Source organism: Rhizobium sp. BK491, assembly GCF_014194925.1.
Lineage (GTDB): Bacteria > Pseudomonadota > Alphaproteobacteria > Rhizobiales > Rhizobiaceae > Rhizobium.
Genome location: NZ_JACIAR010000004.1, coordinates 18,998 through 35,237, shown reverse-complemented (window position 1 = coordinate 35,237; position 16,240 = coordinate 18,998). Strand labels below are relative to the sequence as shown.

The window sequence follows — 16,240 nt, the reverse complement described above, 5'->3', positions numbered from 1 at the left end:
GTTGGGATTGACCGAATATGCCGGAAACCCGGCGCTTCTATCAGTCGAACTTTGCCTGCATTTCCTTCACGGCGATTTTGCCATTGAGCACCATCGGCTCATCATCCAGGAACAGTGAACAACCGCGCATCGGAATATCCAAATGGCAGGCAGTGTCGTTCGGGCCGCCGAGCTCGTTGTTCGGACCGGTGGAGAACATAACGTTGCCGTAGAAGGAGCGAGCTTCCATGCCCATGCCGCCCGGGAATTCTCCCGGCACCATGCGATGCCACTTGGCGTTCTGGTTCAGACCCCAGCCGACATGGCTCATGCCCATACCGCGCGGATCGTTGAAGCCTTCCATGTAGGACTTGACCAGATCGGCATCGAGCCCGCCTCTGATGTCGGTGATCCAGCCCTTTTCGATCGTGTAGGTGATCGGATCGCGAACGTAGATGTTCTGCGGCAGCAGGATATCGCCCGGTGCAACGACGATTGTGCCGTCGACGCCATCATCGTCACCGCCGGTGAAGACGAAGCCGGACGGCCAGTGGTCCCAGCGGCCGGGTTCGTCGGTGCATGCATATTCGGTGATGGCAGGATAGGTGTTGAGCTTATAGGTGACGTCGGTGCCGTGTGGCGAGGTGATCCGCATGACCTTCGCCTTGGAGAGCAGGTCACCGGCGAACTCGACGCGCTCGCGCAGTTCCTTCGTCGGCAGCATGCGGGCGAGAACTTCCGGCGGTTCGACAGCGGTCAGGATGCGCGTCCCGGCTGCCTGGATCGCCATCTGCTCCGGACTGAAGAGCAAGAAGATGCAGTCGATCAGCATGTCGGCAGCCTTGAGGGCCTCAACCGCTTCCGGCATGGAGGCGAGGCCCGTTTGGCCGACCGCCCATGCACCTGCCGGCGGCACTGGCGGCAAACGCATGTGATACATTTTAGCGCCGAGACGCATGCCTGCCGCCATGAAGGCGTCAGCATAGTCCAGACGCTCGTTACCCTGTGTCAGGACGATAAGTTTTTCGCCCTCGTGGACGCCCGACATCTTCAGCTGATGCAGGCAGATTTCCGTGAAGCTGAATTGATCCATGCTCGTTCCCCTTGTTGGTTTAAGGCTCAGGTGCTCTTGCGGTTACGGACTATTGGGCTTGACTTTAGCGATTTCGGTAATCGCCTCCTCCCGTGAAACGACGTCGCCATACTTGCTATCGATATCGAAGAGGTTGGCATTGTGCGGGTCCGGATGGCGGTCGCCGACGCAATCACGCACGACAATGGCCCGAAACCCGTGCTGCACGGCATCGACCGCGGTGGCGCGGATGCAGCCGCTCGTCGAGCATCCTGCCATGATGACGGTATCAATGCCCTGCGCATGCAGGTGCGAAGCAAGGCTGGTGCCGAAAAAGGCGCTGGCATATTGCTTGACGATGACCAGCTCGCCGGCCGCCGGCTCCACGCCCTCGCAGAATTCGGCCAGCACATTGCCTTCGACCATGGCCTTCATGACTGGCGACTTCTTGACCCACATGCCGCCATCGGCGCAGTTTTCCGCTAGATAGAGAATGCGTGTGTGGATCACGGGGATGCCTGAAGCCCGGGCGGAGGCAATCAGCGCCGGTGTTTGTGCCACCGCTTCGACGACGCCGGGTGCATAGAGCGGCGCTCCTTCGATTGTGTATGCCTTGAGAAAATCGATAACGACGAGCGCTGGCCGCTGGCCGAAGCCGATGCGGTTGCCCCAGACACCCTGATAATTGGCTTCGGCAGTTTGCATTGTCGTCTCCCTTAGTAGGCGCCGGACAGAAGCGCGCCGGCGCCCGGCACAACGGCTTCCAGCCCGAGCGATTTCAGCATGCAATAGGTCGTGGCGACAGCAGCGGTCAGCACCGGCTTGCCGGTCATGGCTTCGACCTTCGCGATAACGGGCAGCGAAGGCATCTGGACGCAGGCCGAAAGGACGATCACATCGACATCCGTTAGATCTAGCGTCTGGACGATGGCCGGAAGATTTTCCGGGTCGTGCCGGGCGACATCGAGATTGTCCGGGATTTCCAGCGCGCGCCAGTCCATGACCTCGAAGCCCTCTTCGCGGATATAATCGACCACGAGCTCCGTAAGCGGCTTCATATAGGGCGCAACGACGGCAATCTTCCGTGCATTCATTACCTTTAGGCCCTCGATCAGGGCACCGGCGCTGGTAACGACTGGAATGTTCGCGCCGTTTTCCTGCGTGCGCCCCGTCAGGCGCTTTTCCGACTGGCGGTGGTAGCCGAGACCCATAGCCATGATGGCAACAAGGCAGGCATAACCCAGCACATCGACGCGGGCATCCGAAAGCTCGACGGCGCAGCGGTCCGATTCCGCATCCATCGCCGCCAGCTCTTCCTTGACTACCTTCTTCATCCGCATGCGGCTTGAATGGAACGTGAAGCGTTCAGGCCGGATGGACTGGCGGGCGGTCAGCATGGCCGGAATTTCGGTTTCCATCGTGGTGTTGGAACTCGGAACGATCTGGCCGATACGGTAATATTTCTGCACGGATGAAATCCTCTGCTGCATGGAAGGCGAAAAACAGGCAAGCGGCGAAGCAAAACGCTCCGCCACCACAATCAGCGGGACAGGAAGTCGCCGAGCGCCAGGAAGAAGCCGTCGAAGTCATCCCACGGGATCATGTGACCGGCGTCTGGCACGCGGGTGATCTGCAGCGACGGATTGAGACCCTTGATCTCTTCTTCGTCGGCCGCCTGGATCACGCCGCCGCGGCCCGCGACCATCAGCATCGCGGGAACGGTCAGGGTGGCGAAATCAGGCAAGATGTCGATGTCGTGGAAATCGTTGAACGCCCTGACGATCCCAGGCGCATAGCAGGTATGGAGCCATTCGGCGCGCAGCTGTAGCTGTTCTCCGGTCCAAGTCGGGCAGAACGCCTTCATCGCCTCGGCATCCATTCCCTTCTCGGCAAGTGCGATCGAATCCGTATACCACGGCAGCTTGCTCGGATACGGGCGACGACCGGGACCGGAGACCGGCGGATCGATCAGCGCCAGACGGCTGAAGGAACCGGGGGCGCGGTTGGACGCCCGCATCGCGATGCGCGCGCCCATGGAATGGCCGAGAATAGCGGGCTGTCTCAGTTCAAGCTCGCTGGCGAAGGCGATCACATCATCGGCCATCGCATCGAGGCCGTAGTCGAGGTCCGGGCCCGTCGACGAAAGACCACGGCCGCGGACGTCAAGAACATAAACGTCATGGTGCAGCGACAGGCTTTCGGCAACGAAACCCCAGGTGATTGCCGGCGATGTTATGCCGGGAACCAGAATGACCACCGGCCCCTTGCCGCCATAGCGCAGATAGTGCTGACGGATGCCGTTGGCGAAGACATTCGCACCATGGAGGAACCGGCTGCTCATGCTGCATTCTCCGTGCGCAGCGGTTCGGCATAGACGTCATAGCCGTATACCCAGGACGGATCCTCCTGCGTCAGCAGGAAGGTATTGGCATTGGAGACGCTCTGCACGCGGGTTGCACGATCACGGCGATTGGCTTCGTAAAGGCCGAACGCGGTGGCGAAATCGTTGACGCCGGTCTCCTGGAGGCAGCGCGTCAACATGGCGGCATCCTCGATGGCCATGGCCGCACCCTGCGCCATGTGCGGCTTCATCGGATGGCAGGCATCGCCCAGCAGGACAAGTCGGCCGCTGCTCCAAAGAGGCAGCGGGTTGCGGTTGAACAGCGGCCACTTGGTGACCTCGTCCGTGCTTTCGATCAACGCCTGGATGATGGGGTGATAACCCTCGAACTCGGACGCCATTTCCTCGCGACTGCTGGGTACGAAGGCAGTATCGAATTCCCAGGCCGGATGAGGCACGCCGGTGACGTAGTAATATTCATCACGACGAGCCTTCGTGTAGTAAACCATCATGTGGCGGTCCGGACCCCACCACTTGACGCAATCTTCGAAGGTCAGGTTGTATTTCCGCAGCTTGTCGGAGGAAATTAGCGCACGATGGCCGACCCAGCCGCTGTAGTTTGGCTTCTCCGCACCCAGCAGCGTTTCGCGGACGCGTGAATTGATGCCGTCGGCGCCGATCACGATGTCCGCCCTTACAGACGTGCCGTCTTCGAACTCGATGAGAACATCCGTGCCATTATCGTCGATACGGGTCAGCTTCTTGCCGAAATGCAGCGTTCCAGGCTGCAGGGCGTCGCACTGGATGCCCTGAAGATCACCGCGGTGCACGGTGCAGTAGGTCGCGCCGTAACCTTCAAGCGGAATACGCGACAGATAGTCGCCACTGATGCCATCACGGCTGAACCAATGACTAGGCGTACTGCTGATGCTGACAACCTTTTCGGCAACGCCGATGCGCTCGAAGATCTTGAGGACATTCGGCCCCATGTGGATGCCGGCGCCCAGCCGCGAAAAGCTCGGCGCCTGTTCATAGACGTTCACGTCGAAGCCGGCATGCTGGAGCAGCGCTCCCGCCACGGCGCCGCCGAGGCCGGCGCCAATAATCGCGATTCTTTCCTTGCTGCTGGACATGGCCGACCCTTCTCGCCGTCACCTGGACGCGTAAACTGGAATTGGAAGTATGACAAATTTTGTAGCGCATACGCTGTAAATAGCAAGTACAGCATCTGCACTTTTGCAAAAATTCCTTCTGGCTTTTCCGCAAAATATGATTATCGTCGCTGTTGCCGGCACATGCATACGCATGGAGAAACGGTCATATAAAGTGCATACGCTTTATAAATGAGCAAGGAACAGCAAATGCGTGATGTGATCTGCAATCGCGTCATTATGAATTGCAGGCACCAGGAAGAGGCCTTCAGCATAATGGCGTATTTGAGTATCGGCGGCCTCACTTTGGCCGGTGACTGCCCAGTGGAGCGGGGCTTTTGAAAGAGGCCGCCTCATTCAGCCTGAACGTCAACGGCACTGTCAGCGGCATCGAAGCCGGCGGCGCAACGCCGCTGCTTTACATCCTCAGGAACGATCTCTGCCTCAACGGACCCAAATACGGCTGCGGCCTCGGCGAATGCGGAGCCTGCGCGGTCCTCGTCGACGGCCGGCCCGTGCGCTCGTGCACCGTGCCGCTGAAGGCGATCGGCGACCGCAAGGTCACGACGCTTGAAGGGCTGGGAAAGCCCGGCCATCTGCATATCGTCCAGCGCGCCTTTATCGAAGAGGCCGCGGCGCAGTGCGGCTACTGTCTGAATGGCATGATCATTGCCATCGTTGGCCTGCTGGAAGCGAAGGCGGAGCCCGACGAGAGCGATATTCGCGCGGCGCTCCGGCATCATCTCTGCCGCTGTGGCACGCATATGGAAATACTTGCCGCAGCACGCCGCGCCGTCGCCTATGCGAAGGCCGAAAAGCCCGCGGGCTCGGGAACGGAAGACAGGATCGAGGTTTCGCCATGAGCATCCACCGCGAAACGCCGAGAGCTACCTACCTCGCCACATCAGACATCCTACTGATCGTCTCCGATGCATCCCTGGGCGATGCAGCCGAGCTCTACATCGCCATCGATAGCAACGGTCGCGTCAAGGCATTCAACGGGCATGTCGATCTTGGAACCGGCATCCGTACATCGCTGGCGCAGATCGTCGCTGAGGAACTGCATGTTCCCTTCGAGCATGTGGAAATGGTGCTGGGCGCGACTTCCGCCGCCCCCAACCAAGGCGCCACCATCGCCAGCGAGACGATCCAGATCACCGCCGTGCCGCTTCGGCAGGCCGCGGCAACGGCGCGTCATCACCTCATGGCGGAGGCTGCTGCCCTGAAGGGCACCGCGGTCGAGCACCTTGTCCTTGAAGACGGCGTCATCCGCGCCGGCAACGGAGCGAACTGGAGCGTCACCCTCGGCGAACTCGTCGCGGGAGAGCATGTGCGCCTGTCGATCGACGCCAGTGCGGAGCTGAAGCCCGCGTCTGCCTACCGCATCGTCGGCTCCTCGCGACCGCGCGTGGACATCCCGGCCAAGGCAACCGGTCAATGGACGTATGTGCATGACGTGCGCGTGCCCGGCATGCTGCATGGCCGGGTCATCCGGCCGCTCTATGCCGGCTTTGATCACGGCGAGCATGTCGGCAACAGCCTCATATCCATCGACGAAGGCTCGATTGCCCATATCCATGGTGTTGTCGGCGTCGTAGCCATCGGCGATTTCGTTGGCGTCGTCGCAACGCGCGAGGAGATCGCCATCGAAGCTGCGAAGACGCTGAAGGTCTTGTGGCGGGAGCCGCCGCAGCGGCCGGATCTGAATACGCCGGAGATGGCGCTGCGTGCTAATCCCGCCACGCCCCGCAAACTCATCGATCGCGGCAATGTCGAAATGGCGCTCGCCGGCAGCGCCGAACCCATGAACCGCACCTATATCTGGCCCTATCAGATGCATGGCTCGATCGGGCCGTCCTGCGCCGTGGCCGATTACAGCGACACAGGGCTGACCGTCTGGTCGGGCACGCAGAACCCCTTCCCCATGCGTCGCGATCTGGCACTCCTCCTCGACATGCCCGAGGACATGATCCTCGTGGAGCGCCTGGAAGCCGCCGGCTGCTATGGCCGCAACTGCGCCGACGATGTGACTGCCGATGCGGCGCTTCTGTCCCGCGCCGTGCGCGCGCCAGTGCGCGTGCAGCTCACGCGCGAGCAGGAACATGTCTGGGAGCCAAAGGGCGCTGCCCAGATCATCGACGTGCGCGGCGGCCTCGATCTTGAGGGCGGTCCTTCGGCTTATGATTTCGAGACGCGCTATCCGTCCAATCTCGCACCGACATTATCGTTGATCCTGACCGGCAAGGTCCCGCCGGTGTCCGACGTAGTGCAGATGGGTGACCGAACGGCGATCCCACCCTATGCCTATGGCAATCTCCGGGTCACCGTCCACGATATGCCGCCGATTGCCCGGGCCTCGTGGTTCCGCGGCGTTTCCGCGATGCCGAACACCTTCGCGCATGAATGCTATATTGATGAACTTGCGGCCGCGGCCGGCGTCGATCCGATCGAATACCGGCTGCGATACCTTCACGATCCCCGTGCCGTGGACCTCGTGCACGCCCTGGCAGAGCGGGCGAACTGGGTGCCCCACACGAAATGGGGCACGCTTGGCGGCGAAGGCGACCTGCTTTACGGCCGCGGCTTCGCCTATGCCGTCTATATCCACGGACCGTTTCCGGGCAAGGCTGCCGCCTGGGCGGCCTGGGTGGCCGATGTCGCCGTCAACACTAAGACCGGCGAGATCGCCGTAACCAAGGTGATCTGCGCACAGGATTCCGGGATGATGATCAATCCCGACGGCGTCCGGCATCAGATCCACGGCAACGTCATCCAGTCAACCAGTCGTGTGCTGAAGGAGCGCGTCGAGTTTTCCTCCACCGGCGTCACCTCGAAGGAATGGGGCGGCTATCCGCTGATCACCTTCCCCGAATTGCCCGATATCGACGTGCTGATGGTTCCAAGACAGGACGAGCCGCCGCTCGGCGTCGGTGAATCCGCTTCCGTCCCGAGCGCATCGGCCATCGCCAACGCGGTCTATGATGCCATCGGCATACGCTTCCGCGAACTGCCGCTGACACCGGAAATGGTGTTGGCGGCGCTGAAGGGCGATACGTCCACGCCGCCTCCGGCAGCGCCCGCGAAAAGGAAGCGGTGGTGGAATATCGGCATCTCGACTGCCGGAGCCGCGGCGGCAATTTCAGGGCTTGTGGCGATGGCATCCCCATGGCGGCCGGCGATCGCCACGATCGAGCGGCCGGACGTGAATGTCTACAGCGCAGCGACGATCGAGCGCGGCCGCCTGGCCGCCGCGGCTGGCGCCTGCAATGTCTGCCATGTCGGCAACGACGGCACGCCCTTCGCCGGCGGCCGACGCTTCGACACGGCATTCGGCACGGTCTATGCCACCAACATCACGCCGGACGTGAAAAACGGCATCGGCGCCTGGTCCTACACCGCCTTCGAGCGGGCCATGCGTGAAGGCATCAGCCGCGATGGCCACCACCTCTATCCGGCACATCCATACACATCCTTCGCTGGCGCTGAGGAAGCGGACCTGCAGGCGCTCTACGCCTACATGATGACGCAGACGGCAGTGGCAGGAAAGGCGCCGGAGACAAAGCTGAAGTTTCCCTACAGCATCCGCATGATGATGGCAGGGTGGAATGCGCTGTTCCTGAGGTCGACGCCCATGACCTACGACCAGACGCGCAATGCCACCTGGAACAGGGGCGCCTATCTCGTCGAGACGCTCGGCCACTGTTCCGCCTGTCACACCGAACGCAATGCGCTGGGTGCTGAAAAGACCGGAAGTGCCCATCTCTCGGGCGGCTTTGCCGATGGCTGGGAGGCGCCCGCGCTCAACGCCATGGCCAAGGGTCCGGTTGGCTGGACAGAAGATGCCTTCTACGACTACCTGCGCACGGGCCATTCGCGCGACCACGGCAGCGCCGCCGGTCCGATGGCCCATGTGGTGGAGGTCATGCAGCCATTGCCGGACTCGGACATCCGCGCCATGGCAAATTATCTGGCCAGCCTGAATAAGGACAGCGACCCTTCGAAGGCCGTGGCCCAGAGCCAAGCAGCGATTGCAGCCAGCGAGGCGGCAAAGGTTAGTGCGGGACTGGTTTCGCCCAAGGGCGAGCGCATCTTCAATGGCGCCTGCGCCACCTGCCATACCGGCAACACTGTCCTCTCATCGCTGGCGCTGAACAGCAATCTGCATGCCGATACGCCCGACAATCTCATCCAGGCGATCCTCGGCGGTGTCGAAGCGCCGGCGATCCTTGCGGAAACCACCGGCCGCGAAGCGCCGGAAGTCATGTCCATGCCGGCATTCCGCGATACGCTGAACGAGACGCAGCTGAAGGATCTCACCGACTACCTGCGCGCCCGTTTCGCGCCGGACAAGCCGGCCTGGAGCGACACATCGGCGGCATTGCAACGCATTGCCGCCACCGCACACTGAGGAACACACATTGCCTGAAACAGCGGCCATTGCGGATATCGAAAGTCGGGCCCTCTTTGAGCGCCCGACTGCCGCATTTCGTCCTTCAGCCTACTGGTTCTGGCATAGCATTCCCGATGAGGCGACCTGCCGGACACAGCTTGCCGATTTCCAGGCGAAGGGCATCGGCACCATCCTGATCCAGGCGCGACTCGCCCTGCCGCGCGAGCAGTACCTGTCACCGCACTATCTGTCGGCCTACAGGCAGGCAGCCGACATCGCGGCTCAACTCGGGCTCAAGCTTGGCATTTATGACGACTATAACTGGATCAGCGGCCATGCCGGTGGCAGGACGGTAGAAAGGCGTGACGAACTGCGCGAGCGTCACCTGTTCTGGTCGTCTTCGGCAGATAGGCAGGGCACGATAAGCAGGATCCATCCGGCATTCACACTGAAGATGGGCGCCGACATCATTGCCTGGCAATATGAAGGCGGGCGCATCGAATGGTGCGAATGGACTGTCGAGACAGCAGTGCTGCATCCCTCCGGCCCAATTGAGGCATGTGATCGGATCGTCGACGTGACATCGCAGGTCAGCATCACAGGTTCCGATCGTGCGTCCTGCAGCTATTCCTATGAAGGCGCGGTCGCATTCGGCTGGACGCTGACGGTCTTCATAAGCGCGCGTTCCGCGACATCACGGATCATCAACTATCTGCTGCCGGAGGCAGCCCAGCGTTTCATCGACGTTGGCCTCGAACCCATCGTCACAGTCCTTGGCAAGCGCGTGCCCGATCCCGTTGGATCTGTATTCTACGATCAGCCGGCCCCCGGCTTCTATCGCTGGGACCAGATGGCGGGAAATCTCGGCAACAGCCTGCTGTTTGCGCCTGCGCTGAAAGACTGTGTCCTGTCCAAGACGGGCGTGTCGTTCGCCGTCGCCCTTCTCGCGGTGGTGCGCAACGTTGGGCCGGAAACCTTGCGGCTGCGTGCGTTGTTTCACGCAGCCTATTCCACCTTGATGAACGAGGCATTCTTCGGCACGCTCAGGGCCTGGGCGGAAGGAAAAGGGATCGTCCTCACGGGGCATGAGATCCTCGCTCATGTCAGCTCATGGGCACCCAATGGCGGCTTCACAAGCATCGATCCGCGCGTCGCGCCGGCGGTGGACTTCTTCGGCATCGACGCCATCAGGCACGAAACGGCCGTGGACGCAAACAATCTCACGCCACAGTTGGCTCCCAAGATGGGTGATTCCGTCGCCCGCTCGAACGGACGCAGCCGCTGCGTCGTCGAGACCTATTTCACCGCCGAACGCACTGAAGTGCGCGCTGCCGGCCAATGGGAGGTGACGCTGGAGGCATCGCGCGCCCAGGCGATCCGGCTTGCCTGCCTTGGCACACGGCAGTTCCTCTGGCACGGCGTCTACCAGACCGATGGACTCGACAACGACCCGACGCCCTTCACCAATCCGCGCTTCGACTTCGCGCCCGGCATCAACTTCGAGCCGTGGTGGCCCTATCATGATCTTTTCGCCGAAGAGATCGCACGCGTTTCCGCCTTCATAGAGGCTGCGAAGCCGCGAGCGCCGGTTGCTATTCTTTATCCTCTCTACACTGCCTTTGCCGAAGGGCCTCGCCACGGCCATGCCACCCATATCGCCGCCTGGTGCGAGCAGCTGTTGGCGCAGGGCTGCGATTTCATGTTCGTGAGCGAGGCGGATATCGCAAACGCGGCTATAGAAGATAGACATCTGCTTGCATCCGGTCTCGCGTTCGACGTGGTGGTGCTGCCTTCGGTGACGGTACTGGAAACGGCTGTTACGATTCAAAAGCTCGATGCCTTTACGAAGGCCGGCGGTCGGATCTGGTCTTCGGGCGAAACCGTCTCCACGGTTTGCACGGGCGAGAGAGTCTCCGGCTCGGTTGGCGTCACATCGCACACCACAGCGATGCCCAATGCCGAAATGGTGTCCGCCCTCCTGTCGACCCTGACGCTCGACGGTCCGCAGATTTTGGGCCAAAGGCCGTGGCAATGGATCGGTCGTGATGTTGACGGCTGGTGGAGGATGGTCGTTTTCAACGATGGCGCAGAAGATATCAGCTTTGACATCCTGCTCGGAGATGGCTTCGATTATGCGATATGGGACGCGGAACACGGATCTGTCGAAACCTTCGCCGCCGTTCACAAGCTGACCGTAGAGTTGGAACCGCACGAAGTTTGCTGCATCCGTCTCCGTCAAAACGGACAGATGGCTGTCGCCATCGGCCATCTATCGAGCCGACCGGCGCTTGAGCGAAACCGGCTCACTGCTCTGGCAGACGGCTGGACATTCGCGCCCGGCCAAGATCAGGCGTTCGTGCCTATTTCCGTTGACAGCGGCTGGGAAGAGCAAGGCTTTCCGGCCTTCAGCGGCACGGGCATCTACCGGCTTTCCTTCACAACGGAAACCGAGGCCGACTGGATGCTGGAACTGCCGACCGTTTATACGGCGGTCACAGCTTATATCGATGGAACCGAAGCGGGACGCCGTGGCTGGCGGCCCTATCGCTTAGGGCTCGGCCGCCTTGCCGCCGGCACCCATGAACTCGAGCTTCACGTCGCCAACACGGCAGCAAACCGCTATTACGACAACACACCCTATCTCGGCAGCGGCCCGGACAAGAGCGGGCTGACAGCCACACCCCTGCTCATACCGCTGCAAAACAGACCGGAATAAGAACCATGCTGAAACATTCTACCGTTCCCTTGATGCGCGCCTGGAACAGCTGGTCCGACAGACCGGCGGAAATGGTGTTTCTGCCGCTCGGTGTGCGCATCACGCCCGTTCTCTATTCCACGCGCAGCCGGACGACGTCAGCCATCGAGCCGCGTCGCGACACGGTGCGGCTCGGCCGCCATGCCATCGACGGATCGTTGATCGAACTGGAAACGGAGCATAGCGGAACCACCGTCGCCTTCAGAACCGAGAAGTCCGATCCCTTCGCGGTTCGCGGAAATTGGGAGGGCAAGGCTGGCGGCGAGTGGGGACTGCGCTTCTGGCTGACCCTGGCGATTTCGGCTGACAGCGGAGAAGTGGTCACGCACGAAGCCGGCCGCAACGTCACACTCGTCAAGATCGGCACGCGCTTCGTGGCGGTCGCAACGGCGGAAGCTCCGGTGCATGTGACTGGCCATGACACGATCGACGACCTGCGCGCCGATTTCGAGACGAACGGATATTTCTACACTGCGAGCCGGAAAAACGAGGCGCCAGTGATCGCCTTGCGCTTCAATCTGGAAATGATGCGCCAGGGAGCCTATGCCGCCGCCGTGGCCGACAGCGCCGAACTTGCGATCGTCAAGGCACAGACCTGCCTCGCGGCCGGCAACCCGAGCACCGCTCCCACCGCCCATAATGGCACCTACGAAGGATCCCTGGACGCGATCCGCGACGTCGTCGCCTGGAACACGATCTGGGATGAGACCAACTCCCGGCCCTATACGGCTGTGACGCGTATCTGGAATCTCGGTAAATTCGCCGTCTGGTACAACGACCAGCTGTTTGCCGCTCTGCTGGCCGGTGTCTTCGACGCTGATCTCGCTCGCGAGAATATGGCAACGGCGATGGCAAGCGCCACCCCCCAGGGCAATATCGCCTGCATCGTCACCTCGAATGATGCCTGGGTGGACCGCAGCCAGCATCCAAACGGCGCGCTCGTTGCCTGGCAGCTTTACCAGCGCACCGGCGAGCGTTCGCTTCTGGCGGCAAGCTATGATGCGCTGGCCCGCAATCAGCGTTGGTGGCGCGAACACCGCGATCCCGACGCCTTCGGCCTGCTGTCCTGCGGCACATCGGACGTCGGCGAAGGTCTCTATAAGGGTACGCACTTTGCCGCGCGCAACGAAACAGGCATGGATAATTCGGCCACTCATGACGAGGCCCTCTACGATCCCATCACGCGTACCCTGTCGACATTCGATCTCGGGCTGAATTGCGCTGCGGCGCTTGATGCTGAAATGCTGTCGAAGATGGCCAAGGTTCTCGGCAAGGAGGATGATGCCCGCGAATTCGCGGCCATCGCCGAACGCTGCCGCAAGCTGATCTCGGAAAACCTGTGGGATGAAAGCCGCAACATCTTCGCCAACCGGCAGCGCCACGGCGGCTTTGTACGGTCGCTTTCGCCGACCAGCTTCTATCCCCTGCTATGTGGCGCGGCCACGCCCGAGCAGGCCGATAAGTTGCTCCAGCACCTCAGCGACGAAACCACCTTTGGCGGGGACTACGTCCTGCCGAACGCCACGCGTGACGATCCCGCCTTTGCCGACAATATCTACTGGCGTGGCCGCATCTGGCCGAACGTCAACTACATGGTCTGGCTCGGGCTGCGCCGCTACGGCTTTGCAGCAGGGGCAAGCAAGCTCGCGCGGCAGAGCTACGAGCTCTTCATGAAGTCCTGGAGCAAGGACCGGATCGCGGCGGAGAACTACAACGCCACGACGGGCGAAGCGATGGACCAGGGCGATACGGATCCCTTCTACATCTGGGCCGCCATGCTGCCGCTGATGGCTGTCGGCGAGATCATCGACTTCGATCCGTGGAGCGGCTGGACCCTTCACAATGCCGGCACTGACCTTTCCGTCGGTCCGATGCTGTCGCCTTCAGGAATGCTTTCGGTCTCGATCGCCGACGGCCTGCTGGAAATGAGCCTGGACGGCCGCGCATCGCTGAAGACTAACCTGCAAACATCGTTCACGCAGATCACTGTCAGTGATGCACGTTTCTCCTGCACCATCACTCCGACGGGCAACGACGGGTTTGTCACGCTTCCGAATGTCGAGCCAGACCGCATCGTGGCAGCACGTCTCGATGGCCAGGAAGTTCGGTTCGAGGCGAGTACCGATGGCGCGCGTCTCGAAATCGCAGGGGCCGCGCACGGCCGGAAACTGGATGTCTATTTTTTGACAGTGTGAATGGTATTGACGCCCGATGGAACTTGACAGGCGCCGATCAGCCATATTACTTTGCATACAAATAAAAAGAATGCCGGAAGAGCATGAGGGTTGAACGGAATTGCCTATCAGGAGCGACACGCTCACGATAGCAACTTTATAACGGCAATGCCTGATAGAATGGCTAGGATTTAACGCTGCGCCGAAAGGCGCTGGGAGAACCCGTACGTTCCAATTGGGTATGACCAGTCGTCAGCCTCACGTCAATTTAGTTTGCATACAAATCATATGGCCGCTTTTTAATAGGCGGACTGCCGATGATTTGCGTGAAGCCTGAGGTCGTCGGCTGTCGCCGCGGCCGTTGACAAGAGTAGATTTTCAAGAGGGGTTCCAAATGACTGAAATCACAAGACGCAACACGCTGAAGCTGATGTCCGGAGCGGTGATTGCCGGCGCTGCCTTCTCGGCCATGCCGCGCATGGCCTTTTCCGCCGGTAAGATCACGGTTCTAAACTGGCAGGGCTACGGCACTGACGAAGCCTGGTCGATCAAGGCCTTTGCCGAGAAGACCGGTATCGAGGTCGTCCACGACTACTACAGCTCCGAGTCGGAAATGCTGACCAAGCTGCGCACCAACCCGGGCGCCTATGATCTCGTCGTTCTCAACGCTGCGCGCTGCGCGCAGGCAACCGCGGAAGACCTCCTGCAGCCGATCGATTTCAGCAAGGTTCCGAACGCTGCCACGATCGACGCAAATCTGCGCTCCAACGCCAACTTCCTGAAGGATGGCAAGGGCTATGCGGTGCCATGGGTCTGGGGCATGACTTCGCTCGCCATCCGCGACGGCATGCCTGTTCCAGACAGCTACAAGGTTCTTGCGGATCCCGCCTACAAGGGCCGTGTTGCCATGGACGACGATGCGATTATCTGCGTTGCCGCCGGTGCCCTGATGACCGGTCAGGACATGAATAACCCGAAGGATCTCGGTGCCATCCGCGACGCGTTGAAGTCCATCAAGCCGAACGTCAAGCTGCTGTGGTCAACGGAAGACCAATGGAACAAGTCCTTTGCAGCCAAGGAATTCGACCTTTCGCTCTTCTGGTCGGGCGGCTCTGTCCGTTCAAAGCGCAATTCGAAGCTGCCTGTCGATTTCGTCGTTCCCAAGGAAGGCGGCATCGGCTGGGTCGATGGTCTCGGTATTCCGGCGTCGGCTCCCAACGCCGAAGGCGCACTGGTCTTCGCGAACTGGCTGATCGACCCAACCTTCTATGTCGAATGGGCCACCAAGGTCGGTGCACCGGCATCGTCCAACTCCGCGGCACTTGCAACCCTTCCGGCCGACGACCTGAGCCGCCAGGTTCACAAGCCGGAATACCTGAAGACCATGGGCATCATGTCGGCTCTGCCGGATGACCGTCGTGAAGCCTTCAACAACCTGTGGCAGGAAGTGAAAGCCTTCTATGCAGAATGACAATCTGACATCGGCGTCAGAGCGCGGACCTTCGGGTCCGCGCGTGCGGCGTCCCCTGCCGTCCTGGGTGTCAACGACGGCGCTGCTGATGCCAACCTACGGCTGGCTGACGCTTGCCGTCTTTCTCCCGCTGCTGACCATGTTGGTCTTCAGCTTCATGGCGGCAACCCCAATGGGCAAGGCGCCGATCGTCTTTACCCTGAAGCAGTATCGTGCCTTCATCGACCAGCCTTATCTGATCGGTATTGCTTTCACGTCGCTGCTTATCGGCTTCTGGACGACGTTTGCCTGCGCCGTGCTCGGCTTCCTGGCAGCCGTTGCGCTTGCTCGTTCCACCTTCGGAAAGACGCGCGAGATGCTGCTCATCCTCATTCTGCTGCCATTCTGGACGAATGGCCTTGTCCGTATCTTCTCATGGACAATGGTGCTGCGCGAAAACGGCTTCCTCGACACCATCTTCCACATGGTCTTACCGGATGCTGGATCGATCGGATTCCTCTATACGCGCTATGCAGTCGTTGTTGGCCTGGTACATGGTTATCTGCCTTACATGATCCTCACCTGTTATATCGCGCTGGTTACGATCGATGACGCGATCATCGAAGCGGCCGCCAGCCTTGGTGCGCGCTGGTGGACCATTCTCTTCAAGATTCTCGTGCCTATGGCTGCTCCAGGCTTGATCTCGGGTGCCGTATTGACCTTCGTCCCGGTCATAGGGTCCTTCATGGAGCCCCGAATCCTGGGCGGCCGCGTGGGCGTCACCATGGGCACCGTCATCGAGGACCAGTTCACGCAGGCCTTCAACTGGCCGCTCGGCGCCTCGCTGTCCTTCACGCTGCTTGCCGTCGTACTTGCAATCTTCGGCACGTTCTCCGGCGTCCTGCGCCGCGGCACGGCAGCTTAAAGG

11 protein-coding genes are annotated in these 16,240 nt (G+C 61.0%); 6 read left to right on the top strand and 5 right to left on the bottom strand.

All coding sequences use genetic code 11. The annotated features are described in order from the left end of the window. Window positions 1–40: 40 nt before the first annotated feature. From FHX05_RS18510 to FHX05_RS18490, 5 genes are all read right to left on the bottom strand, one after another. Entirely contained in the window at window positions 41–1,072 is a 1,032-nt protein-coding gene (locus FHX05_RS18510) for a leucyl aminopeptidase (RefSeq protein ID WP_112336068.1), read from the bottom strand. A 42-nt stretch (window positions 1,073–1,114) separates the two neighbouring features. Then, window positions 1,115–1,756: an N-carbamoylsarcosine amidohydrolase gene (locus FHX05_RS18505; protein ID WP_183873643.1), complete on the bottom strand. Its 642-nt coding sequence runs from the start codon at window positions 1,754–1,756 to the stop codon at window positions 1,115–1,117. Window positions 1,757–1,767: 11 nt separating this feature from the next. Further along, entirely contained in the window at window positions 1,768–2,520 is a 753-nt protein-coding gene (locus tag FHX05_RS18500) for an Asp/Glu racemase (protein ID WP_041678490.1), read from the bottom strand. 71 nt (window positions 2,521–2,591) lie between these two features. Beyond that, window positions 2,592–3,392, bottom strand: a complete 801-nt coding sequence (locus FHX05_RS18495) for an alpha/beta hydrolase (protein ID WP_183873641.1) — start codon at window positions 3,390–3,392, stop codon at window positions 2,592–2,594. Beyond that, window positions 3,389–4,525, bottom strand: a complete 1,137-nt coding sequence (locus FHX05_RS18490) for an FAD-dependent monooxygenase (protein ID WP_183873639.1) — start codon at window positions 4,523–4,525, stop codon at window positions 3,389–3,391. The genes FHX05_RS18495 and FHX05_RS18490 overlap by 4 nt, the downstream gene beginning before the upstream one ends. Before the next feature lie 356 nt (window positions 4,526–4,881). Between FHX05_RS18490 and FHX05_RS18485 the strand changes: the two genes are divergently transcribed. From FHX05_RS18485 to FHX05_RS18460, 6 genes are all read left to right on the top strand, one after another. Further along, complete coding sequence (locus FHX05_RS18485; RefSeq protein ID WP_183873637.1) at window positions 4,882–5,406, top strand: (2Fe-2S)-binding protein; 525 nt, start codon at window positions 4,882–4,884, stop codon at window positions 5,404–5,406. Continuing rightward, window positions 5,403–8,951 carry a molybdopterin cofactor-binding domain-containing protein gene (locus FHX05_RS18480; RefSeq protein ID WP_183873635.1) on the top strand — a complete coding sequence of 1,183 codons (3,549 nt, stop codon included), beginning with the start codon at window positions 5,403–5,405 and terminating at the stop codon, window positions 8,949–8,951. The genes FHX05_RS18485 and FHX05_RS18480 overlap by 4 nt, the downstream gene beginning before the upstream one ends. 10 nt (window positions 8,952–8,961) lie before the next feature. Continuing rightward, entirely contained in the window at window positions 8,962–11,649 is a 2,688-nt protein-coding gene (locus tag FHX05_RS18475; protein ID WP_183873633.1) for a carbohydrate-binding protein, read from the top strand. Between the two features lie 5 nt (window positions 11,650–11,654). Then, window positions 11,655–13,883, top strand: a complete 2,229-nt coding sequence (locus FHX05_RS18470) for a trehalase family glycosidase (RefSeq protein ID WP_183873631.1) — start codon at window positions 11,655–11,657, stop codon at window positions 13,881–13,883. Window positions 13,884–14,256: 373 nt separating this feature from the next. Next, window positions 14,257–15,333 carry an extracellular solute-binding protein gene (locus FHX05_RS18465; RefSeq protein WP_112410209.1) on the top strand — a complete coding sequence of 359 codons (1,077 nt, stop codon included), beginning with the start codon at window positions 14,257–14,259 and terminating at the stop codon, window positions 15,331–15,333. Continuing rightward, entirely contained in the window at window positions 15,323–16,237 is a 915-nt protein-coding gene (locus FHX05_RS18460; protein WP_112608341.1) for an ABC transporter permease, read from the top strand. Before FHX05_RS18465 ends, FHX05_RS18460 begins: the two co-directional genes overlap by 11 nt. Window positions 16,238–16,240: the final 3 nt, after the last annotated feature.